Origin of the sequence: Gilvirhabdus luticola (assembly GCF_040117515.1) — a bacterium.
Lineage (GTDB): Bacteria > Bacteroidota > Bacteroidia > Flavobacteriales > Flavobacteriaceae > Gilvirhabdus > Gilvirhabdus luticola.
The window spans coordinates 53,513-77,723 of the sequence record NZ_JBEEEN010000006.1 but is presented as its reverse complement, the minus strand read 5'-3'; the positions used below and the strand labels follow the sequence as shown (position 1 = coordinate 77,723).

The 24,211-nt window shown below is 33.2% G+C and carries 15 protein-coding genes; 14 read left to right on the top strand and 1 reads right to left on the bottom strand.

Annotation, left to right across the window (positions count from 1 at the left end):
• Positions 1 to 9 precede the first annotated feature (9 nt).
• The 14 genes from AAFP94_RS10860 to queG all read left to right on the top strand — a co-directional run bounded on the left by AAFP94_RS10860 (position 10) and on the right by queG (position 23,084).
• Complete coding sequence (locus AAFP94_RS10860; RefSeq protein WP_316662750.1) at positions 10 to 3,216, top strand: TAT-variant-translocated molybdopterin oxidoreductase; 3,207 nt, start codon at positions 10 to 12, stop codon at positions 3,214 to 3,216.
• Between the two features lie 29 nt (positions 3,217 to 3,245).
• Entirely contained in the window at positions 3,246 to 4,703 is a 1,458-nt protein-coding gene (gene nrfD / locus AAFP94_RS10855; protein WP_316662749.1) for an NrfD/PsrC family molybdoenzyme membrane anchor subunit, read from the top strand.
• Positions 4,704 to 4,706: 3 nt separating this feature from the next.
• Positions 4,707 to 5,243: a DUF3341 domain-containing protein gene (locus AAFP94_RS10850; protein ID WP_316662748.1), complete on the top strand. Its 537-nt coding sequence runs from the start codon at positions 4,707 to 4,709 to the stop codon at positions 5,241 to 5,243.
• 5 nt (positions 5,244 to 5,248) lie between these two features.
• Positions 5,249 to 5,806, top strand: a complete 558-nt coding sequence (locus AAFP94_RS10845) for a c-type cytochrome (RefSeq protein WP_316662896.1) — start codon at positions 5,249 to 5,251, stop codon at positions 5,804 to 5,806.
• Between the two features lie 12 nt (positions 5,807 to 5,818).
• Positions 5,819 to 7,183, top strand: coding sequence for a quinol:cytochrome C oxidoreductase (locus tag AAFP94_RS10840; RefSeq protein WP_316662747.1), 1,365 nt, complete (start codon positions 5,819 to 5,821; stop codon positions 7,181 to 7,183).
• Between the two features lie 25 nt (positions 7,184 to 7,208).
• Positions 7,209 to 8,276, top strand: coding sequence for a cytochrome c oxidase subunit II (locus AAFP94_RS10835; protein WP_316662746.1), 1,068 nt, complete (start codon positions 7,209 to 7,211; stop codon positions 8,274 to 8,276).
• Between the two features lie 20 nt (positions 8,277 to 8,296).
• Positions 8,297 to 10,087, top strand: coding sequence for a cytochrome c oxidase subunit I (locus AAFP94_RS10830; RefSeq protein WP_316662745.1), 1,791 nt, complete (start codon positions 8,297 to 8,299; stop codon positions 10,085 to 10,087).
• 126 nt (positions 10,088 to 10,213) lie between these two features.
• Positions 10,214 to 11,098: an ABC transporter ATP-binding protein gene (locus AAFP94_RS10825; RefSeq protein WP_316662744.1), complete on the top strand. Its 885-nt coding sequence runs from the start codon at positions 10,214 to 10,216 to the stop codon at positions 11,096 to 11,098.
• 18 nt (positions 11,099 to 11,116) lie between these two features.
• On the top strand, positions 11,117 to 14,698 hold the full coding sequence (locus AAFP94_RS10820; protein WP_316662743.1) for an ABC transporter permease/M1 family aminopeptidase: 3,582 nt from the start codon (positions 11,117 to 11,119) through the stop codon (positions 14,696 to 14,698).
• A gap of 50 nt (positions 14,699 to 14,748) precedes the next feature.
• Positions 14,749 to 15,771, top strand: coding sequence for a Holliday junction branch migration DNA helicase RuvB (gene ruvB / locus AAFP94_RS10815; protein WP_316662742.1), 1,023 nt, complete (start codon positions 14,749 to 14,751; stop codon positions 15,769 to 15,771).
• Positions 15,772 to 15,976: 205 nt separating this feature from the next.
• Complete coding sequence (locus AAFP94_RS10810) at positions 15,977 to 20,008, top strand: hybrid sensor histidine kinase/response regulator transcription factor (RefSeq protein WP_316662740.1); 4,032 nt, start codon at positions 15,977 to 15,979, stop codon at positions 20,006 to 20,008.
• A 152-nt stretch (positions 20,009 to 20,160) separates the two neighbouring features.
• Positions 20,161 to 20,862 carry a hypothetical protein gene (locus AAFP94_RS10805; RefSeq protein ID WP_316662739.1) on the top strand — a complete coding sequence of 234 codons (702 nt, stop codon included), beginning with the start codon at positions 20,161 to 20,163 and terminating at the stop codon, positions 20,860 to 20,862.
• A gap of 105 nt (positions 20,863 to 20,967) precedes the next feature.
• Positions 20,968 to 22,059: a ScyD/ScyE family protein gene (locus AAFP94_RS10800; protein ID WP_316662738.1), complete on the top strand. Its 1,092-nt coding sequence runs from the start codon at positions 20,968 to 20,970 to the stop codon at positions 22,057 to 22,059.
• A gap of 104 nt (positions 22,060 to 22,163) precedes the next feature.
• A complete protein-coding gene (gene queG / locus AAFP94_RS10795) occupies positions 22,164 to 23,084 on the top strand; it encodes a tRNA epoxyqueuosine(34) reductase QueG (protein WP_316662737.1) in 921 nt (306 codons plus the stop codon).
• Here the strand turns inward: queG and AAFP94_RS10790 are convergent.
• On the bottom strand, positions 23,081 to 24,103 hold the full coding sequence (locus AAFP94_RS10790) for a LacI family DNA-binding transcriptional regulator (protein WP_316662736.1): 1,023 nt from the start codon (positions 24,101 to 24,103) through the stop codon (positions 23,081 to 23,083). The genes queG and AAFP94_RS10790 overlap by 4 nt on opposite strands.
• Positions 24,104 to 24,211 lie beyond the last annotated feature (108 nt).

Genomic DNA, 24,211 nt, shown 5'->3' with positions numbered 1-24,211 from the left:
ATATATAATATGTCATCAAACAAGAAATACTGGAAAAGTGTTGAAGAGCTAAACCAAAATAGCTCTATTGTTGAGACGCTAAAGCAAAACGAATTTGTTGAAGAAATTCCAGTTGATGAGTTTTTAGGAGATAAAAAAACTTTAGAGTCTTCTAATACTACACGTAGAGATTTCTTAAAGTATGTTGGTTTTAGTACTGCTGCAGCATCTTTGGCTGCTTGTGAAGGTCCAGTTATAAAATCTATTCCTTATGTGGTTCAGCCTGAAGAAATAGTTCCTGGAGTTGCTAATTATTATGCAACTACTATTGCAGACGGTTTTGATTTTGCAAGTGTATTAGTAAAAACTCGTGAAGGTCGTCCAATCAGAATCCTTAATAATAGAATGGCTACTACAAACGGAAGTGCCAACGCTAGGGTTAATGCATCTGTACTAGGACTGTATGATAGTTTAAGAGCTCAAGGGCCTACAAAAGATGGCCAAGCTATTTCTTGGGGTGAATTCGATAAAGAAACTATAGAAAAGCTCACAAGCATTGCTGCTGCAAGCAAAGATATTGTATTATTAACACAAACGTTTGCTAGTCCATCAACAAGCAAATTAATTTCAGAATTCTCTACAAAATTTGGTAATGTTCGCCATGTAGTTTATGATGCAGTTTCAGAATCAGCTGCGTTAGACGCTTACCAAGCAAAATATGGAGAAAGAGGTTTAGCAAATTATGATTTCTCAAAAGCATCAACGATTGTTTCTGTTGGGGCAGACTTTTTAGGAGATTGGCAAGGAGGTGGATTTGATTCGGGTTATGCTAAAGGACGAGTTCCTAATCACGGTAAAATGTCTCGTCATATTCAGTTTGAATCTAATATGTCTTTAACTGGAGCTAATGCAGACAAGCGTGTGCCATTAACTCCAAGCCTACAGAAAGTAGCTTTAGCAAAATTATATAGTCTAATTGTTGGTGGTTCAGTTTCAGGTGATTTGCCAGAACACATTGATGATGCAGTTCAAAAAGCAGCTTCTCAACTAAAGAAATCAGGAAGTAATGGTGTTGTTGTAACTGGAATTCAAGATGTTAATGCTCAAACCGTTGTTCTTGCTATTAATGAGGCTTTAGGAAGTAAGGCATTCGATTCAGAAGCACCAATAAAAATAAGACAAGGTGATAATAAAGCGGTTGCTGAATTAGTAGCCGATATGAAAGCTGGTAAAGTTGGTGCCATTATCATGAATGGCGTTAATCCATTATATACATTACCAAACGCTTCGGATTTTGCTGAAGGGTTAAAACAAACTGAATTATCAATTACATTTTCAATGAAAGCTGATGAAACAGCTTCTGAAACTCAATATTTAGCTGCTGCTCCACACTATTTAGAATCTTGGGGAGATGTTGAGTTTAAAAAGGGACACTTTGCCTTAACGCAACCAACAATTCGTCCTTTGTTTAATACAAGACAATTTCAAGATGCTTTGTTAGAATGGATTGGAAGTCCATTATCTTATCATGATTATATAAAACAAACTTGGGATGAAAGTGTTTTAGGAGGTTCTTCATTTAATCAAGCTCTTCATGATGGGTCATTTGTTTCAGGTGGAAATACATCTGTAGCTACTGAAGCATTACATGAAGAAGATAAAACTTGGGTTGGCGGAATAATTGAAGATGTTGCTGAAGGTCTTGGACTCAAAGAAAAAGATAGTAATAATTCAAATGAATCTGCTAGTACATCATTAAATTCTATTTCGGCAGGAGCAGCTGCACGAGCTTTGGCTTCTACACCAGCTTCAGAAGGTTTAGAATTAACACTATATACTAAAGTAGGAATGGGTGATGGTCAACAAGCCAATAATCCATGGTTACAAGAATTTCCAGATCCAATTACAAGAGCGTCCTGGGACAATTATTTAACAGTCTCAAAAGCCGATGCCGATGCACTTGGTTTGGTAAACACCTATGTTGCAAACGGAGCATTAAATAGTAATTATGCTAATGTATCAGTAAATGGTGGAGAAGCCATTACAGTTCCTGTAATTATTCAACCAGGACAAGCAAAAGGTTCTGTTGGATTAGCATTTGGTTACGGAAAGACTAAAGGTTTAAAAAGTGAAATGCAAACAGGCGTAAATGCTTACACTTTATACCAAAATTTTAACAATGTTCAAACAGTAAGTATTAGTGCTGTATCTGGAGAACATGAATTTGCATGTGTTCAGTTACATAGCACATTAATGGGAAGAGGAGATATTGTTAAAGAAACCACACTCGAAATTTTTAATACTTACGATAGAGAAGATCATGAACATGGCTGGAACAAAGTGCCTAAAGTTTCATTAAATCATATTGAAACTCCAGTAACTTCTCCAGATGTTGATCTTTGGGATGAGTTTGATCGTTCTATTGGGCATCACTTTAATCTATCTATAGACTTAAATGCCTGTACGGGATGTGGTGCGTGTGTGATTGCATGTCATGCAGAAAACAATGTACCAGTAGTAGGCAAAACTGAAGTAAGACGTAGTCGCGATATGCACTGGTTACGCATAGATAGATACTATTCGTCAGAAGATTCTTTTGAAAATGATAACGATAAGAAAGATAGTATTTCTGGACTTGGAAGCTCACTAAATGAATTTGCTGAAATGGAACGTGCAGCTGAAAACCCTCAAGTGGCTTTTCAACCAGTAATGTGTCAACATTGTAACCATGCGCCTTGCGAAACGGTTTGTCCGGTAGCTGCAACTTCACATAGTCGTCAAGGTCAAAATCATATGGCATATAACAGATGTGTAGGGACAAGGTATTGTGCAAATAACTGTCCTTATAAAGTACGTCGTTTCAACTGGTTCTTATACAGTAATAATGATGAGTTTGATTACTATATGAATGACGATTTGGGTCGAATGGTATTAAATCCAGATGTGGTAGTGCGTTCTCGTGGAGTGATGGAAAAATGTTCTATGTGTATTCAAATGACACAAAAAACTATATTAGATGCCAAACGTGATGGGCGTCAAATTAAAGATGGAGAATTCAAAACAGCTTGTTCTGCCGCATGCAGTAGTGGTGCAATGACCTTTGGGGACATCAATGATAAAGAGAGTAAGGTAGCACACCTTAAAAAAGATAATCGTATGTATCACTTATTAGAAAGTGTTGGGACAAAACCAAATGTGATGTACCAAACCAAAGTGAGAAATACAACTGAAGCATAAATTAATTAAGAAACAATTATAAAAGGATTATGGCGTCTCATTACGAAGCACCTATTAGAAGACCTTTAGTTACAGGGGAAAAATCATATCACGATGTATCTGTTGATGTGGCAAGACCTGTAGAAGGGAAAGCCAATAAATCATGGTGGATAGTTTTCTCTATTTCACTTGCTGCTTTTCTCTGGGGAATTGGATGTATCATTTATACAATATCTACAGGTATTGGTACTTGGGGTTTAAATAAAACCGTAGGTTGGGCTTGGGATATTACTAACTTCGTTTGGTGGGTAGGTATTGGTCACGCAGGAACACTTATTTCTGCTGTACTTTTATTGTTCCGTCAAAAATGGAGAATGGCTATTAACCGTTCTGCAGAAGCAATGACCATTTTCTCGGTAATTCAAGCAGGATTATTTCCTATCATACACATGGGTCGTCCTTGGTTAGGTTATTGGGTATTACCAATTCCAAACCAATTTGGGTCACTTTGGGTGAATTTTAACTCACCATTACTTTGGGATGTATTTGCAATTTCAACGTACTTATCAGTATCACTTGTTTTCTGGTGGACCGGATTACTTCCTGATTTTGCAATGATTAGAGATAGAGCTATAAGACCATTTCAAAAGAAAATATATTCATTATTAAGTTTTGGTTGGACTGGTAGAGCAAAAGACTGGCAACGCTTTGAAGAGGTGTCTTTAGTACTTGCAGGATTGGCAACTCCACTGGTGCTTTCAGTACATACTATTGTATCGTTTGATTTCGCAACGTCTGTTATTCCTGGTTGGCATACCACTATTTTCCCACCGTACTTTGTTGCAGGAGCTGTTTTCTCTGGATTTGCAATGGTAAATACGCTACTAATCATTATGAGAAAAGTGTGTAGTCTTGAAGATTATATTACTGTTCAACACATTGAATTGATGAACATTGTTATTATGATTACAGGATCTATTGTAGGTGTGGCTTACATTACCGAATTGTTTATTGCATGGTATTCTGGAGTTGAATACGAACAATATGCATTCTTAAACAGGGCAACAGGACCTTATTGGTGGGCATATTGGGCAATGATGACCTGTAATGTGTTCTCTCCGCAGTTTATGTGGTTTAAGAAATTAAGAACAAGCATAATGTTCTCTTTCTTTATTTCTATTGTTGTAAATATTGGAATGTGGTTTGAGCGTTTCGTGATTATTGTGACTTCTTTGCATAGAGATTACTTGCCATCATCTTGGACGATGTTCTCACCAACATTTGTAGATATTGGTATTTTTATAGGAACCGTTGGATTTTTCTTCGTCTTATTCTTATTGTACTCAAGAACATTCCCAGTAATAGCGCAGGCTGAAGTTAAGACTATCTTAAAATCTTCTGGAGAGCGCTATAAAAATATTAGAGAAAGTGGAGGAAGTTTAGTTGGCACTGGTGCAGATAAAAGAACATCTGGTGGGAAAGAAAGTAAAACAAAAAACAAAAAGTAGCATATGGAAACTTCAAAAGTAATTCACGCTATTTATACAGATGATGATATTTTAATGTCTGCAGTTAAAAAAGTAAAAGCAGCAAAGCATCATATTGAAGAAGTTTACACGCCATTTCCAGTACATGGTTTAGATAAAGCTATGGGACTTGCACCAACACGTATCGCAATTACATCATTTATGTACGGTTGTGTTGGATTAGCAGTAGCTATATTAATGATGAATTTCATAATGATTGAAGACTGGCCTCAAGATATTGGAGGTAAACCAAGTTTTAGTTATATAGCAAATATGCCTGCATTCGTTCCCATTATGTTTGAAATGACTGTTTTTTTTGCTGCTCATTTAATGGTAATCACTTTTTATTTGCGTAGTAGAATGTGGCCATTTAAAAAAGCAGAAAACCCAGACCCAAGAACTACAGACGATCATTTTTTGATGGAAATAGCGGTTCATGGAAATGAAAAAGAACTTAAAAGTTTACTTGAAGAAACAGGAGCTGTCGAAATAAATATAGTTGATAAAGAAGAAGCGCATTAATTATGATGAAAAGCGTATTAAAAATAACAGTTGTTGCATTAGTTTTGGTTGTAATTGTGTCCTGTCAAAAAGACTCTAGACCTAACTATCAATTTATGCCGAATATGTATGAACCTGTTGGTTATGAAACTTATGGAGAATATAACATTTTTCCTAATGAGCAATCAGCAATGTTACCACCTCAAGGATCAGTTGCTAGGGGATATGTGCCATTTGACATTGAAAACACAACTGAAGGGTATGAATTAGCAAAAGCAACATTAACCAGTCCATTAGATTCTACCAGCGTAGATTTAGTAAGAGGAAAAGAATTATACGATATTTATTGTGGTATTTGTCATGGTAATAAAGGTGATGGACAAGGTAATCTTGTAAAACGTGAAAAGATTCTTGGTATACCAAGTTACTCTGATCCAGGAAGAGCAATAACAGAAGGAAGTACTTATCATACTATTTATTATGGTAAGAATGCAATGGGTTCTTATGCAAATCAATTGAACGAAGAAGAACGCTGGCAAGTAGTTGCTTATGTATTAAACTTAAAGGCAGATTTAGAAAAGTAAGATTATATAGATATGTACGATTACAAGTTTTCAAATAAATTAAAGACATTTTCAATTGCATTGATGATTTTAGGATTGTTGGGTGTTGGATATGGTTTTATGACATCTCATAAATCTTTTGAAGAAGTTGAGATGATACTTGCAGAAGAATCTGCTCATCATGGTGGTGATCATGCCGAAGAGACGACTCATGAGGAAGCATTACATGATGAACACACGACCAATACGCATGGAGAAGATGCAGCTAGTAGCACACATGACGCTCATGCAGAGCATGTAGAACACGTACAGCATCAAATCGCAAACAGACCTTGGGCGGCATTATATGTTGCTGCTTTCTTTTTTATGATGATAGCTTTGGGAGTTTTGGCATTTTATGCAATTCAGATTGCATCACAAGCTGGTTGGTCTCCAGTACTATTTAGAGTAATGGAAGGGATAACATCTTACTTATTGCCTGGTGCTTTAATTGTTTTATTAATTGCTATTGCTTCAGGAACTATAGGCCATTATAATTTATTTATTTGGATGGATCCAGAAGTTGTTGAGCATGATAAGTTAATTCAAGGAAAATCGGGGTTTTTAAATTTACCTTGGTTTGTTATACGAGGATTAATATTCATTGCAGGTTGGAGTTTATATCGTTACATTTCTAGAAAATATTCTACTGCTCAAGACACTGCTGAAGACAACAGTAATTTTAAAAAATTGTTTCGTTGGTCTGCAGGATTTTTAGTTTTCTTTATTTACACGGAATCTATGATGTCTTGGGACTGGGTAATGAGTGTAGATCCACATTGGTTTAGTACTTTGTTTGGATGGTATGTTTTTGCAAGTATGTTTGTAAGTGGCATTACTGTAATAGCATTAATGTCAATATACTTAAAATCTAGAGGCTATTTGGAGTTTGTAAATGAAAACCATCTACATGACGTAGCAAAATATATGTTTGCCTTCAGTATTTTCTGGACATATCTTTGGTTTTCACAATTCATGCTTATTTGGTATTCAAATATACCAGAAGAGGTTACCTATTTTGTAACAAGATTTGAAGATTATAAGTTACCATTTTTAGGAATGGTTGTTATGAATTTTGTTTTTCCATTTTTAATGCTGATGAATGCAGACTACAAGCGCATACCTTGGTTTGTAATTATGGCCGGACTTGTAATTTTAGCTGGACATTATATAGATATATTTAATATGATTATGCCAGCTACTGTTGGAGACAGATGGTATATGGGTATTCCTGAAATAAGCTCAATATTGCTATTTGCTGGATTGTTCATTTTTGTTGTGTTTACAGCATTAACCAAAGCTCCATTATTGGCGAAGAGGTATCCATTTATGAAAGAAAGCGAACAATTCCATTATTAATTAAAAGTAAAGAAGAACGACAACAATGACTGCTTTTTTAACAATTTTAGTTTTAGTTTTTATTACCGTTGCAATTTGGCAAATGGTCAAGATTTTTGATTTAGCTCAAGCTAATGCAGAAAACACTCAAGTTGCCACAGATAAAGACAACAAGGTTAATGGATATTTAATGTTAGGCTTTTTAGCATTTATTTACATTATCACTATAGTTTGTTTTGTAAAATGGGGTGATTTACCATTGGTTTCTAACTCTGCATCCGAACATGGACCAGGATTAGACAATTTAATGATTATATCTTTTGTAATCATTTTTATTGTTCAAACTATTACACAGTTTTTATTACACTATTTTGCGTTTAAGTATAAAGGCGAAAAGGGGAAAAAAGCCTTGTTTTTTGCCGATAATAATATGCTTGAAGCCATTTGGACTATTATACCAGTTATTGTACTTGCAGGTTTAATTATTTATGGACTTTTCACTTGGAATAACATTATGAATGTTAATATGGATGACGATCCTTTAGTTGTAGAACTCTATGCCCAACAATTTAACTGGAAAGCTAGATATGCTGGTGACGATAATGTTTTAGGTAAAGCGAATGTTAGATTAATTGATATAGATAGAGCTAATATTTTAGGTCTTGATGAATCAGATCCTAATGCTCAAGACGATGTGATTACAACTGAATTACATTTGCCAGTGGGAAGACCTATTTTATTTAAGATGCGTTCTCAAGATGTATTGCATTCAGCTTATATGCCACATTTTAGAGCACAGATGAATTGTGTTCCTGGAATGGTTACTCAATTTGGTTTTACTCCTACAATAACTACAGCTGAAATGAGGCAGACTCCTGAAATGATTGAAAAAGTTGCCAATATTAATAGAATAAGAGTTGAAGAAAGTAATAAATTAATTGCTAATGGAGAAGATGCGCTAGACCGCTATGAATTTGATTATTTATTGCTTTGCAACAAAATTTGTGGTAAGTCACATTACAATATGCAAATGAAAATTATTGTAGAAACTCAAGAGGAGTATGACGCTTGGATAAAGGAGCAAAAAGTATTTAAAAACTCTCTAATTAACTAAAAAGAAAACGTTATAAGATTATGTCAGCACACGAAGATACACACGCTCACGACGATCACGGACATCATCATAAAGAAACTTTCGTTACTAAATATATATTTAGTCAAGATCATAAAATGATTGCCAAACAGTACCTGATTACAGGTACAATCATGGGTGTAATAGGTGTTTTAATGTCTTTACTGTTTCGTATGCAAATTGCATGGCCAGAACAGCCAAATGTCCTGTTTGAAGCACTGTTGGGAAAATGGGCTCCAGATGGTGTCATGGATGCAGATATCTATTTGGCACTTATTACTATTCATGGAACAATCATGGTTTTCTTTGTACTTACTGCTGGATTGAGTGGTACATTTAGTAACCTTTTAATTCCATTACAGATTGGAGCACGAGATATGGCTTCAGGCTTTTTGAATATGCTGTCTTACTGGATGTTCTTTTTGTCTAGTGTTGTTATGGTCATTTCTTTATTTGTTGAGGCTGGCCCGGCTGCAGCAGGTTGGACTATTTATCCACCATTAAGTGCTTTACCATTAGCACAAGCTGGTTCCGGTGCTGGGATGACTTTGTGGTTAGTGTCTATGGGAATTTTTATTGCATCATCGTTATTAGGTTCACTAAACTATATAGTTACAGTTATAAACTTAAGAACTAAAGGAATGTCTATGACAAGACTTCCTCTTACTATTTGGGCATTTTTCATTACGGCTATTATTGGAGTTATTTCGTTTCCAGTATTACTGTCAGCTGCATTACTCTTAATAATGGATAGAAGCTTTGGCACGTCATTCTTCTTATCAGATATATTTATTCAAGGAGAAGTATTGCACTATCAAGGTGGTTCTCCAGTTTTATTTGAGCATTTGTTCTGGTTTTTAGGTCATCCTGAAGTTTATATTGTATTACTTCCTGCACTGGGTATAACATCAGAAATTATTGCAACCAATTCCAGAAAGCCTATTTTTGGATATAGAGCCATGGTGGCATCCATTTTGGCAATTGCGTTCTTGTCAACTATTGTTTGGGGACATCATATGTTTATATCTGGAATGAATCCATTTTTAGGTTCTGTGTTTACGTTTACAACATTATTAATTGCAATTCCTTCAGCTGTAAAAGCATTCAATTATATTACTACGTTGTGGAAAGGAAATTTACAATTAAATCCAGCAATGTTATTTTCTATTGGTTTAGTATCAACATTTATCACAGGTGGTTTAACAGGAATTATTCTGGGAGATAGTGCTTTAGATATTAATGTTCATGACACGTATTTTGTTGTAGCTCATTTCCATTTAGTTATGGGAATTTCGGCACTTTACGGAATGTTTGCTGGAATATATCACTGGTTCCCTAAAATGTTTAAAAGAATGCTGAACAAAAATTTAGGATATGTTCATTTCTGGGTGACGGCAATATGTGCTTATGGTGTGTTTTTCCCTATGCATTTCATTGGAATGGCTGGTTTGCCAAGACGTTATTATACCAATAGTAACTTTCCATTATTTGACGATTTATCAAATGTAAATGTGATAATTACAATATTTGCATTAATAGGTGGAGTATTCCAAATTGTATTTCTGTGGAACTTCTTCTATAGCATTTTCTACGGAAAGAAAACAGTTCAAAATCCATGGCGTTCAAATACATTGGAGTGGACAGCACCAATAAAACATATACATGGCAACTGGGAAGGTGAAATACCTCATGTACATCGTTGGGCTTACGATTATAGTAAACCAGGACATGATGACGATTTTGTGCCTCAAAACGTACCTTTAAAAGAAGGCGAAGAAGAATTACAGCACTAATTAACGCTTCAAAAAAATATAATTGAAAGCCCTTTCAAAATAGAAAGGGCTTTTTTTGTATATATTTATATTGTAACTAATTTTTCTTTTGCTCGTCTAATTATTTTAAATAATAAAACTCTTTCAATGAATAAATTAACTATTACCAACTTATCAAAAACATATTCTAATGGCGTTAAGGCTTTAGATGATGTCTCTATAGAAATTGAAAACGGGATTTTTGGTCTACTGGGTCCAAATGGAGCCGGAAAATCTTCACTTATGCGGACTCTAGCTACACTTCAGGAAGCAGATTCTGGAACAGCAACTTTGGGTGAAATAGATATTATTAATGAACCAGCAGAATTGCGCAAAGTATTAGGCTATTTACCACAAGAGTTTGGTGTTTACCCTAGAATTACTGCAAAACAATTATTGGATCATATGGCAATTTTAAAAGGCATTGTTAACAAATCTCAAAGAAAAGAGTTGGTTAATTATTTACTAGATAAGGTTAATTTATATGATAAGAGAAACAAAAGTGTAAAGAGTTTTTCTGGTGGTATGAAACAGCGCGTAGGAATTGCTCAAGCTCTTATTGGAGCTCCAAGGTTAATAATAGTTGATGAGCCTACAGCTGGATTAGACCCAAGCGAGAGAAATAGATTTTATAATCTATTGGCAGATGTTGGTAAAGATGTTATAGTAATTCTTTCAACCCATATTGTTGATGATGTCAGGGAGTTATGTACAAAAATGGCTATTATGAATTTAGGCCAAATTGTTTATCAAGGATCTCCACAAGAAGCAATCAATGAGTTAGACGGGAGAGTTTATAGAAAGCTCGTTGAACGTGAAGAACTTAAGATATATGCAAATGATTACAATATTATTTCTAATAAGATGTCTGGAGGCAAACCTCTGATTCATGTATTAAGTGAATCTCATCCAGAGAATGGATTTGAATTGGTAACACCCAATTTAGAAGATGTATTCTTTTCAAGAATAAATACATCTAACATTCTTGTATAACTAATTAGACTTAATACAATGTTTAAAACTTTCCTTTTTTCTGAATTAAAATATACTTTAAAACAACCAATGGTTTATATATTCTTATGTATAATAAGCTTATTGGTTTTTTTTGCTATTGTAAGTGATAATGTTACAATAGGCGACTCTTTTGGTAATGTCTACAAAAATGCACCACATGTTATAACTATTTATATAAGTGTTATGACAATTTTTGGATTATTAATAGCAACGGCATTTTTTAATAATGCGGCTTTAAGAGATTTTAATAATAATTTTAACGAAATAATTTTTAGTACACCCTTAAATAAATTCGGATATTTTTTCGGTAAATTTTTTGGAGCACTTTTATTAGCAACCGTCCCATTGCTTGGAGTTTATATAGGGGTATTAATAGGTTCTTTTACGGCTCCAGTTTTTGGTTGGATAGATACAGAGCGGTTTGGTAGCTTTTATTTAGAAACATTCATAAATAACTATTTAATATTTGTTTTACCCAACATGTTTTTTGTTGGGGCAATTATTTATGCTATTGCTAATAAATGGCGAAGTACTGTAATTTCTTTTGCCGGAACCTTAATTATAATTGTTGCATATATTATTTCAGGAACCTTAATGTCTGATGTTGATAATGAAACATTAGCTGCACTCACAGATATTTTTGGCAACAGAACGTATTCAATACACACACAATATTATACACCAATTGAAAAAAACACAATTAGCCCAAGTTTTGAAGGTTTAATCTTATGGAATAGAGTTATTTGGGTTTTGGTAGGTTTTGTAATATTGTTAATGTCATATTTTAGTTTTTCTTTTCAGGAAAAAAACAAAAAAATCAAACAAGAAAAGAAAGATTTCAAGGATCCAGGTGAAGTATTTTCATTACCTAAACTTCATTTTCAATATAACAATAAAACGAATTGGTTACAATTTAAAAGCTTTTTCTATGTTAACTTCTTGAGTATTGTAAAGAGTGTTACGTTTAAGATCCTATTTATTTTTAGTGCCATTATTCTAATTTCTAATTTAGTTGGTGGTTTTGAGTATTTCGGCTTGCAATCTTATCCATTGACTTATAAACTTATTGACCTAATAAATAATGCCTCAAGTATATTTGTAGTAATAATCCTTGTGTTTTTCAGCGGTGAGTTAATTTGGAGAGATAGAGATAATAAAATAAACGAGGTAATTGATGCTACGCCACACCAATCGCTCATATCGTTATCAGCCAAAGCACTTTCATTGGTTGGAGTTACTACTATATTGCATGTCTTTTTTGTTTTTTGTGGCGTGGTATACCAACTAATAAATGGTTATACCAGAATCGAACTTGATGTTTATTTTCTAGATTTTATTTACTCCAACTTAATGATATATATTATTTGGAGCGGTGTTATGATAATGATTCAGGTGGCAACGAACAATAAATATGTTGGGTATTTTGTGTCAATTACGGTCATTTTTATTTGGGAAATCATTCTTGCCATTTTAGATATACAGAGTAACATGGTCGAAATAGGCGCTGGGCCTTCTTTACAGTATTCTGACATGAATGGATTTGGTCCTGGCTTCAAAGGTGCTATGTGGTTTAATCTCTATTGGATATTATTTGCAATTATTTGTTTATTAATTGCAGGAGCTCTCTGGAATAGAGGTGTTATGAGTTCATTAAAGGAAAAAATTAAAACTGCTAAAAAAGATGTGCCTAAAAGTTATAAGTTTTTAACTCTAGGATTTATTATAGCTTGGGTTTTTGTAGCTGGATATGTTTTTTACAACACACAAGTTTTAAATACGTACAGAACTTCTGATGAGCAAGAGATTTTATCTTCAGAATATGAAAAAAAATATAAAAAGTACGAAAATGTTAACCTTCCTAAAATTACTGACGCCAAATACTTTATTGATATTTTCCCATACAAGAGAGATGTGATGGTAAAATCAAAATTGCAACTCACTAACGAAACCAATACTACAATAGATTCACTTCACTTTATTATTGATGAAAGATGGGAGCCAGAAATTAATATTCCTAATTCCAATTTGGTTTTAGATGATGAAGAATTTGGATATCTGATTTATAAATTAAATAAACCATTAGAACCTGAAAGCACCATTGTGATAGAAATAGATGCAAATTATATTACTAGAGGTTTTGAAAATGGAAGAGGAAGCACCAATGTTATTAAAAATGGAACGTTCTTAAATAATTTTGAAATTTTACCTTCATTAGGCTATAATTCAAGTCTTGAATTAAGCGACAAAAATACGCGTAAAAAATATGGATTGAAGCCTAAAGATAGAATGCCAGAGTTAGAGGAAAACTGTTCAGAAAAATGTATGATAAATTATTTGTCTGATGGACGTTCAGATTATATAAATGTTGAAACGGTAATTTCAACATCAAGTGATCAAATAGCAATAGCTCCTGGGTCATTAAAGAAACAATGGACAGAGAACAATCGCAATTATTATCATTATAAATCAGATCATCCTTCTCAAAACTTTTATTCGTTTATTTCTGCTAAATATGAAATAGCCAAACGCAAATGGAAAGGCATTGACATAGAAGTTTATTATGATGAAAAACACTCAATGAATGTTGATATGATGCTAGATGCCGTAGAACGTTCTTTAAAATATTATACTGAAAATTTTGGACCATATTATCATAAACAATGCAGAATAGTTGAGTTCCCAAGATATGCCTCCTTTGCACAAGCATTTCCTGGGACAATGCCTTATTCAGAAGCTATTGGGTTTATAATTAATTTAGAAGATGAAGAAGATAATAATGTGGTTGATGCTGTGATCGCTCATGAGATGGCACATCAATGGTGGGCACATCAAGTAGTTGGCGCATTTATGCAGGGAGGAACGATGTTAAGTGAAAGTTTTTCTGAATATTCAGCATTGATGACCATGAAAGGGATATCTAAAACACCAATGAAAATGAGAGAATTCCTTAAATATGATCATGACAGATATTTACGGGGAAGAAGTGTCGAAGTAGAAGATGAGTTACCATTATATAAAGTAGAAAATCAAGGACATATCCATTATGGTAAGGGCAGTGTTATTTTATACGCTTTACAAGATTATATTGGAGAAGAAAAAGTAAATAAGGCAATGAAAGATTTTCTAACCGAATATAGGTATAAAGAGCCTCCATATCCAACCTCCCTAGATTTTTTAAAATATCTTGAACCACAAGTTCCAGATTCTTTAAATTATTTAATTAAGGATTGGTTCAAGGAAATCACACTTTATGATAACAGGATGAAAGAAGCCAATTATGAGAAACTAGATAATGGAAAATATAGAGTATCAATGAATGTAGAATCTTATAAAATCAAAGCAGATTCTATTGGAAATGAAACTAAAGTAGATATAAATGATTGGATAGATATAGGCGTGTTTTCAGACACAGACGAAGAACATTTGATATTTGATAAACGAGTAAAAATTAATAAGCCAGAAATGACTTTCACTTTTGAAGTTGATACATTACCTAAAAAAGTAGGCATAGATCCTAGACACCTTTTAATTGATAGGGTTTATGACGATAATATAAAGACTATTTCTCTTAAAGAATAAACAAAAAGCCTTTCTAATTTAGAAAGGCTTTTTGTTTATATTTGTGTTATATGAATGAGAACCTTGACCCAACAAACGAACATTTTTCTCCAGAAGAAATTGATGTTGAAAGAAAATTAAGACCATTGTCTTTTGATGATTTTACAGGTCAAGATCAAGTGTTGGAAAATCTTCAAGTATTTGTACAAGCAGCAAATGGTAGAAATGAAGCATTAGATCATACTTTGTTTCATGGACCTCCAGGTTTGGGAAAAACAACATTAGCACATATTCTTGCTGCAGAATTGACAGTCGGAATTAAAGTCACCTCAGGTCCTGTTCTAGACAAACCAGGTGATTTAGCAGGATTATTGACAAATCTGGAAGAGCGTGACGTTTTATTTATTGACGAGATTCATAGATTAAGTCCTATAGTAGAAGAATATCTTTACTCTGCAATGGAAGATTATAAAATTGATATTATGATCGAGTCTGGACCAAATGCTAGAACTGTTCAGATTAATTTGAATCCATTTACACTTATTGGCGCCACAACACGTTCAGGGTTATTGACGTCTCCAATGCGAGCGCGTTTTGGAATTCAGAGCAGGTTACAATATTACAATACAGAATTATTAACTACCATAGTGCAACGTAGTGCAAGTATTTTAGATGTTCCAATTTCTATGGAAGCTGCGGTAGAAATAGCAGGTAGAAGTAGAGGAACGCCAAGAATAGCGAATGCCTTGTTGCGTCGTGTACGCGATTTTGCTCAAATAAAAGGAACTGGAAATATTGATATTAAGATAGCCAAATTTGCATTAGAAGCACTGAACGTGGATGCTCATGGTTTGGATGAAATGGATAACAAAATTTTATCAACCATTATCGATAAGTTTAAAGGAGGTCCAGTAGGTATAACGACGCTAGCTACTGCTGTAAGCGAAAGTGCAGAAACTATAGAAGAAGTGTATGAGCCTTTTTTAATACAACAAGGGTTTATTATGCGCACACCTCGAGGCCGTGAGGTTACAGAACTTGCCTATAAACATCTGGGTAAAATAAAAGGTGGTATTCAAGACAGTTTGTTCTAACCCGGATGTCTTTTTTTGTAATATATGCCTTATTACTACGCCTTAAAAATTGCTTTTTAACAATTAAATCAACCTGTTAGCAAACATTCAATTGGTTAATAGATAGGATTTTGTATATTTATATATACCTGCTCCAAATCCTATTTACTATTGTACCAATATTATGAACTTAAAGATAAGTTTTTATCATTTAAGATTTTTTTTAATGCAAAATCTTTATTGCATTACAGTCCTGCTTTTTTATTTATTTACAAATTTAGGCTTTGGTTTTCAGCAAACCAAGTATGATAATATTAGAATAAAAAGCTTCAATGTTGAAGATGGTCTCTCCGATAATCGTGTTTTTTCTATTATTAAGGACAAGGATAATTTTTTATGGATAGGAACAGAATATGGGTTAAGCCGATTTGATGGAAACTCATTTAAAAACTTCTATTATAATGAAATGAATTTCAATTCAATCTGCGGTAATGTTATTACAAAACTTCTTGAAGACAGTTACTTAAATATCTGGATTGGTACCTTTGGAGGCGGACTATGCTATTTAGATAAAAAAGGAACAACCTTTGTCAAGGTTAAGTTCAAAAATTTTACTGATAACATAACCGAATACATTACAGATATGGCATTGGATAAGGATGGAACCATATGGGTAACCTCAACTTTAGGACTACACAAGCTAAAGTTTTCTCTGGACGGAAGTTTATATCAAAAAAACTACTTGTATGGTAAGGGTTTAAGGAGTCTTTTTTTAGATAATTCGGATACGCTTTTAATAGGGGCAATTGGAGGTTTGATTTATGAACATGATATTCATAGCAATGAACAACCAAAAGAATTAACAAACAATCCCTTTGGAAATTCTGTTTCTTTTTTTAAGCATGGAAAAGAATTATTTTTAGGGACCAGCAATGGCTTATTTGTAAAAAATATTGAAACGAATGAGTTAGAAAGAATTTATTTTGATAAACAAAAAGAATTTAGAATTTCTATTAAGGATTTTGTTAAAGTTAGGGAAAATCATATTTGGATGGCGACAAGTAACGGATTGTACTTGTTTGATATAAATGAAAAAAGTACCGTATTAAAATTAGATTCGGAGCATTCTAAAGGCACCGATTTAAGTGATAATTATGTAAATTGTCTGTATAAATTTTCCGACGATAAACTGTTTATTGGGACAGATAATGGGTTGGACCTCCTCGATTTTTCTTCTAGACCTTTTAATAACATATCAAAAGATATGCGGGGAACTTACCTGTTAAATGATAATACAGTCAGTTCAGTTTTTAAAGATGGTGAAGACTTATGGGTAGGAACAGCTAAAGGAGGTTTAAATTTAATTAGATCTGGAGAACCTTATTATTTTCCTATTGAGTTATGGGATGCCAGGGGTTATAAAAATGTAGATGTAAATACCATTGTTAAAGACTATAATAATAACAGACTATGGTTTGCGACAGGAGGCGGATTGGGAATGATCAATTTGGACAGCTTTGATCCCAACAAACCAAAATTTAGGATGTTTTATTATGATTATTATGATCCTAACACGATTAGTGGCAATAACGTAAGAGATATAGATATAGACAATTTTGGAACCATTTGGGGAGCTCCTTATGGGGGTGGGTTATTTTCGTTGACATTGTCATCCAAGAACGAATTGAAAGTCATGAGGTATAGTGATTATATGGGTGAAAATTCAATTAGTGCTCTATTGTGTGTTGCTGTTGACCAGAAAAACAATGTTTGGGCAGGAGGATTAGAGGGTTTAGTTAAATTGAGTTTTAAAACTAACAAGAGGAAGGATCCCTTTATTGAGTATTACCAAAAGGAATCGGATAATAGAAAATCGTTGTCACACAATATAATCTATGACATTTTTGTTGACAATAAGAATAGGGTTTGGCTTGGGGCCTTTAATGGTCTAAATCTGTATAAAGGGAATAGTGAATTTAAATCCTGGACTTCTAGTAAAGGATTTCCTGGAGTTATTGTGTATTCTGTTCAAGATGATGGTTATGGTAATCTCTGGTTGGGAACTAAATTGGGGATAGTAAAGTTTAATCTAAAGAATAAAACATTTACTCAATATACAGCTAATGAAGGCCTTCAGGGAAATTATTTTTTCCCTAAAGCTATTTTTAAAGGTGATTCTGGAACTATTTATATGGGCGGTATTAATGGCTTAACATATTTTAACCCTCGCCATGTTCGTGAAGAAGGCATCCAAAAACCATTATATTTTTCTGAATTAAGAGTCAAAGATTCAATAATAGAACCAGCGTCAAGTGTAAATTCTATCTTAAAAAAATCACTTTTTCATACCTCAAAGTTGACATTTAACTATGATAGCTTTCCTTTTTTTCTCGGCATTTCTTCCATTGATTATCGTCTGAATAAGAATGTACAATATGTGTATAAATTATTACCAACTGATACAGAATGGCAAAAATTAAATAAACCAGAAATTCAATTTGCACATCTTAAACCGGGAGATTATACTTTGCAGGTATCGGCTATGACCCACGATAAAATTTGGGATCAGGCACCTTTGGTTATGAATATTCAAGTGTTTCCTCCTTGGTACACTTCATGGTGGGCCAACTTTATCTACACAACATTAGTACTTATAATTATATTTATTATTTACAGGGTCAATCTTATAAGGCAGTTAGCAATAAAAGAAGTAGAAAAAAGACAGGCTTTGGATACTTTAAGATCTAAAATGTTTAACGATATCTCTCATGAATTTAGAACACCACTCACCATAGTTAAGGGCTTGTCCGCTCATTTAGTTAAAGAAAGCTCTTCACAAGAAGATAAAAAATTAGTAAAAGGAATTCAGGACAGCAATGATCAACTACTGAATTTAGTTAACCAAATGTTAGATTTGGCATCATTGGATGCAAACAAAATGGAAGTACATTATAAGAATGGAGATGTTATTAAGTTTATTGAAAAAAGTATAAACTTATACAGATCATATTCAGATTCAAAATTACAGACTTTAGATTTTAAGAGTGATGTGCAAGAATTGTTTATGGATTTTGATGATGATAAGCTCCAAAAAATATTAAATAATCTGGTATCTAATGCGATTAAATTTACACCCGAAGGCGGTAAAATTTTAGTCAATGTACAAGCCAAAAACAACGAGCTAACTATAAGAATTTCAGATACGGGAAGAGGAATTAGCAAAATAAATTTACAACAAGTGTTTGAGCGCCACTTTAAAACTCTAGATATTCAAGGTATGGAAGGTAGTGGAATTGGTTTAGCTCTTACCAAAGAATTAGTTGAATTGATGGAAGGCAATATCAATGTGAAGAGCAAAGAAGGTAAAGGTTCTGTGTTTACTGTAAAACTTCCAATTAAAAATGAGGCCATAAATACTGATATTGATTATCATATTCCATTTATTAAAGAGCCTATGGATGTAATCGAATCACCAGTTAGAATTAAAACAGATGTAATGAAGCCAACCATATTGGTAGTAGAAGACAATCAGGATATTCAAAACTTTTTATTAATGCTATTAGCAAATGACTATAATATAATTACAGCTAAAGATGGCGTTGAAGGTCTTAAAATGGCTTCTAATAAAGAGATTGATTTTATTTTGAGCGATGTGATGATGCCAGAAATGGATGGGTTTGAATTTTGTAAACAGATAAAAGACAATATAAACACCTCACATATACCGTTTATTATTATAAGTGCTCGCACTGAAAGTAAGGGCAAACAGGAGGCATACAAATTAGGTGTTGATGCGTATTTAACCAAGCCCTTTGATGGCAATGAATTGCTAGTTATTATTAAGAGTCTTTTAGAAAAGCAGCACAAACGTTTAAAATATCTTAAAGATCTTTTACACTTAAAAAAGGATTACAAAAGTACCCCAGATATAAATGAATTAGATCTTAACTTAATAAAGAATCTGCAAATGTTGGTATTGAATGATAAAGACAAATTATCTGTTGATCAACTTGCCAAAAAATTATATATAAGCAGAGCACAATTGCACAGAAAATTAATTGCTCTAACAGGGATGTCGACAACTCAATACATAAATTATATCAGAATAGAAAAAGCAAAACTTTTGCTATCTACAACAAACCTCACAGTTAAAGAAATAGCTTATATCATAGGGTTTCAATCAACTACATACTTTTCGAAAGTATTTAAAAAAGAACTAGGTAAAACGCCAGAATCCTACCGTATCAAAAGCAAATAAATATCAATCTCATAATGTTGAGACAATAGTTCAGTTCAATGAGACAATAGTACAATCTGGAGCAATAATTTCCTTCTACATTTAACTCATATAACAATTATAGCTTTTGATTAGTGGCTGAATAATAGAAATTAATCTTAAATCTTTTAATTATGAAAACATTAAACCAATTATTCTTTAAAAAAGGCTTAATCAACTTTGGAATGACACTTTCTTTATTGTTTATTATGGTACTTTTTACGTTTGTATCCTGTAGCAAAAATGAGGATGGAATTATGAAAGAATCCATTTCAGAAGCTAATTTGGTGACATCACAAAGAATTGAAAATGCACCAGAACAATCTGGCGCATTCCTATTTAGAGATGACTATTTATTTGTTGGAAAAACCTTTATAGATGCTAAAAGCGAATTAATTTTAACAGTAGGACATCCCGACCCTTTACCAGTATTTTGTGGTGGAAATTTTTATGATGATATTATTCAATATCAAGACATCATTGCAGCGAGTAATTTTGAACGTATAGTTACTTTAGGGCAAGGTGAAGTTCAGGTATACGTTTATAGAGGTACACTTGAAAATATTTACGACTTTCCGAGTTGGTGTCCTTTTTTTTCTACTGCACCAATAGAAGCGGAGGGAATGGCGACTGTAACAGAAGTCATAAATGATTATGGATTTTTTGGCAACACAAATAATAATGTCTCTTGGTCAATTCAGGTAATTGGCAAAATATTGTCCCCTGAAAATGAGATAAAACACTTATCAGCAAGGATTTTGTTTTCGTGGGATAAGGAAGAACCTATTAGTTCTCTTTTAGATATTGTAACTAGTGTTACCGTGCGCCTCAATTAGAATTTGAATCTAAATAGATATGCCCTCCTTGCTTTTTATTTAATCATTAATGATTTTAATTGATTAATAGCTCGTTAATGAATATTAATTTTAAAACATTTTATTATGAAAACATTAAACCAATTATTTTTTAGAAAAGCCCCAATCAGATATGGAAGGCCATTTTTAGGTATAGTGATAATGATATGTTTTACTATCATATCATGTAGTAATGAGAATGCCGAAGCTAATTCCAATGAGGAATTAATGCTAAGCGAGACATCCAATTTAAGCAAACAAATGGTGCCAGGTTCACCGCAGTTATTGGCAGCTTTGCCCGACCTATCAGTTGGAAGCACTGTTGGTCCCGATGGCCACTTATATGTTGGTCAAACGGGGCCGTCTGGAAGCATTTTAAAAGTAAATAAAGATACAGGAGAGATTACAACATTTGCAAGCGAATTACCAACCTCTGTCGTGCCTATCGGTGGTGTTATAGATGTTGCTTTTATTGATGAAACAGCCTATGCTTTAGTTACACTTGTTGGACCTTTGGAGTTTTTTGGGACTGACTTTATTAATGGTATCTATAGAATAGATGGTCCAGATAGTAATACACTAATTGCAGATATTGGTACGTTTGCAACAGAAAACCCACCTACGGGCTTTGATTATTTTCTTCCTATGGGTTTGCAATATGCTATGCAAACCTATCGCGGTGGATTTTTAGTGACTGATGGTCATCATAACCGCATGTATCATGTTACACTTGCCGGTGAAGTAAGTGAATTTAAAGTATTTGGCAACATTGTTCCTACCGGACTTGAAGTCAGTGGTAATATGGTGTATATGACTGAAGCTGGGACATCCGCGGAGTCTAATTTAGATAGTAGGGTAATAGCAATCAATTCACATACCAAAGAAGTTAACCAAGTTGGTTCAGGAATCCCTTTTCTTGTGGACGTACAAATGAATAGAGGACAAACATTATATGCACTGTCACAAGGAATTTGGACTGGAGGAAATGATGGCGATTCTGCCGAACCAAACACGGGCTCATTAGTAAAAGTAAATTCTGACGGTAGCCTAACAACGGTAGTTGAGGAATTGGATAGACCTACATCTCTCGAATTTATTCAAAATACAGCTTATATCATTACCCTTACAGGCGAAATTTGGACTATAGATAATGTGGCTGGACCACCATATGGTAATTAAGGAGGGAGTACAGATAAATTATACTTTTATTTGAATTATTCATAAAACTGGTAGTATCTACCAGTTTTATTTTTTACTAAAGCAGATTGTCATAAATTAGATGTGTGGTAAAAGAACATTATTCTGCTTTAATTAAAACCGAAGCCAAGCGTCTCGGTTTTTTATCTTGTGGTATTAGTAAAGCTCAATTTCTAGAAGAAGAAGCTCCAAGACTAGAACAATGGTTGAAGAATAATATGCATGGAGAAATGCACTATATGGAAAATCATTTCGACAAAAGATTAGATCCTACCAAACTTGTGGATGGAAGCAAAAGCGTCATTTCATTGTTGTTGAATTATTATCCATCTGAAACTCAAAATAAAGAAAGTTACAAGATATCTAAATATGCTTTTGGAACTGACTATCACTTTGTAATTAAGGACAAATTAAAATCTTTATTACATTTTATTCAAGACGAGATTGGAGAGGTTAATGGTCGAGCATTTGTAGATTCTGCTCCGGTTTTAGATAAGGTCTGGGCGGCAAAATCTGGATTAGGTTGGATAGGTAAACATAGTAATTTATTAACTCAACAAGTGGGCTCATTTTATTTTATAGCAGAATTGATTGTAGATTTAGAATTAGAATATGATACACCATCTACAGACCATTGTGGCAGCTGTACTGCTTGTATTGATGCTTGTCCAACTGAAGCTATAGTAGAACCTTATATGGTTGATGGTAGCAAATGTATTTCTTATCTAACGATAGAATTAAAAGATAATATTCCTATCCAATTTAAAGGACAAATGGATAGTTGGATGTTTGGCTGCGATGTTTGCCAAGATGTATGCCCTTGGAATAAGTTTTCAAAACCCCATAATGAACCTTTATTCAACCCAAAACCTGAATTACTATCAATGACAAAAAATGATTGGGAAGAAATTACAATGGAAACATTTAATAAGGTTTTTAAGAAATCCGCTGTTAAGCGAACAAAATTTTCAGGACTGAAAAGAAATATTGATTTTTTAAAAAGTTAGCAGGACTCTCTGATGACCAATTTTGTATCTAATACAACAGTTTTATAAGATACAGTTTTACCTTTATATTTATTGTTAATCTCATCTAGTAAAATCTTCGCAGATTCTTTCCCCATTTCAAACCCTGGTTGATGTACTGTTGATAAGGTAGGTGTAATAACAGAAGACATAAACCAATCACTAAAACCGAAAAGCGCTATATCTTCAGGGACTTTGATACTATTATCCCTAAAATACTTAAGTGCACCAGTTGCTACAACATCAGTTATGCAAAAAATGGCATCGACAGAATCACCAAAATTTTTGTGCAATATTTTGGCTGCATTATAACCATCTTTAAAATCATTATTATTATTACACATAAAAACCAACGAAGCATCATAAGGTATGTTATTGTCAATAAGTGCCTGCTTATAACCTAAAAACCGATCAATTGAATTTTGAGGGATTAAATCTCCTCTAAAATGCGCTATTTTCTTATGACCTTTTTTTATTAAATATGTAACAGCGTTATAGGCTGCTGTTTTATCATCAATAATAACTTTTGAACAATTTACACTTTTAGATATTTTATCAAACAAAGTTAAAGGTATTCCAAAATCCAGAATCTTTTTGATATGAGAAAAGTTATTTGTTTTATTAGATAATGACATTAAAATACCATCAACATTTTTATTAATTAATAAATCTACATGCCTTTTTTCAAGCTCATAGTTTTCATTAGATTGCATTAATATAACTAAATAGCCTTCCTTTTCTGCGACCTCCAAAATACCATTAATTACATTCGAGAAAAAATGATGTACAGTAGCAGGTATAATAACGCCAATAGTTTTTGATTTTTGAGTTCTTAAATTTACAGCGGATGGATTAGGAACATAATTAAGCGATTTTGCTAAATCATTTACTAGTTTTTTATTTTTCTCACTAACATCAGGATAATTTCTTAAAGCTTTTGAAACAGTAGCAACAGATAAGCCTAAAGTTTCAGCAATTTGCTTTAAAGTTACAGGTTTCATAAACGTATTGATTAATGAGAATCAAAAAATATAATATAGATAATACTGATAGTAAAAGTAATACTTTTTTAAAAGTTTAGCCATTAACATTACAGTATTCTTATCTTT

What these genes read in the sequence shown, in the direction of transcription:
- AAFP94_RS10860 (WP_316662750.1), top strand. Translation starts at nt 10, where the DNA reads ATGTCATCAAACAAGAAATACTGGAAAAGTGTTGAAGAGCTAAACCAA.
- AAFP94_RS10790 (WP_316662736.1), bottom strand. Translation starts at nt 24,103, where the DNA reads ATGAAACCTGTAACTTTAAAGCAAATTGCTGAAACTTTAGGCTTATCT.
- nrfD (WP_316662749.1), top strand. Translation starts at nt 3,246, where the DNA reads ATGGCGTCTCATTACGAAGCACCTATTAGAAGACCTTTAGTTACAGGG.
- AAFP94_RS10830 (WP_316662745.1), top strand. Translation starts at nt 8,297, where the DNA reads ATGTCAGCACACGAAGATACACACGCTCACGACGATCACGGACATCAT.
- AAFP94_RS10825 (WP_316662744.1), top strand. Translation starts at nt 10,214, where the DNA reads ATGAATAAATTAACTATTACCAACTTATCAAAAACATATTCTAATGGC.
- AAFP94_RS10835 (WP_316662746.1), top strand. Translation starts at nt 7,209, where the DNA reads ATGACTGCTTTTTTAACAATTTTAGTTTTAGTTTTTATTACCGTTGCA.
- AAFP94_RS10810 (WP_316662740.1), top strand. Translation starts at nt 15,977, where the DNA reads ATGCAAAATCTTTATTGCATTACAGTCCTGCTTTTTTATTTATTTACA.
- ruvB (WP_316662742.1), top strand. Translation starts at nt 14,749, where the DNA reads ATGAATGAGAACCTTGACCCAACAAACGAACATTTTTCTCCAGAAGAA.
- AAFP94_RS10800 (WP_316662738.1), top strand. Translation starts at nt 20,968, where the DNA reads ATGAAAACATTAAACCAATTATTTTTTAGAAAAGCCCCAATCAGATAT.
- AAFP94_RS10850 (WP_316662748.1), top strand. Translation starts at nt 4,707, where the DNA reads ATGGAAACTTCAAAAGTAATTCACGCTATTTATACAGATGATGATATT.
- AAFP94_RS10805 (WP_316662739.1), top strand. Translation starts at nt 20,161, where the DNA reads ATGAAAACATTAAACCAATTATTCTTTAAAAAAGGCTTAATCAACTTT.
- AAFP94_RS10820 (WP_316662743.1), top strand. Translation starts at nt 11,117, where the DNA reads ATGTTTAAAACTTTCCTTTTTTCTGAATTAAAATATACTTTAAAACAA.
- AAFP94_RS10845 (WP_316662896.1), top strand. Translation starts at nt 5,249, where the DNA reads ATGAAAAGCGTATTAAAAATAACAGTTGTTGCATTAGTTTTGGTTGTA.
- AAFP94_RS10840 (WP_316662747.1), top strand. Translation starts at nt 5,819, where the DNA reads ATGTACGATTACAAGTTTTCAAATAAATTAAAGACATTTTCAATTGCA.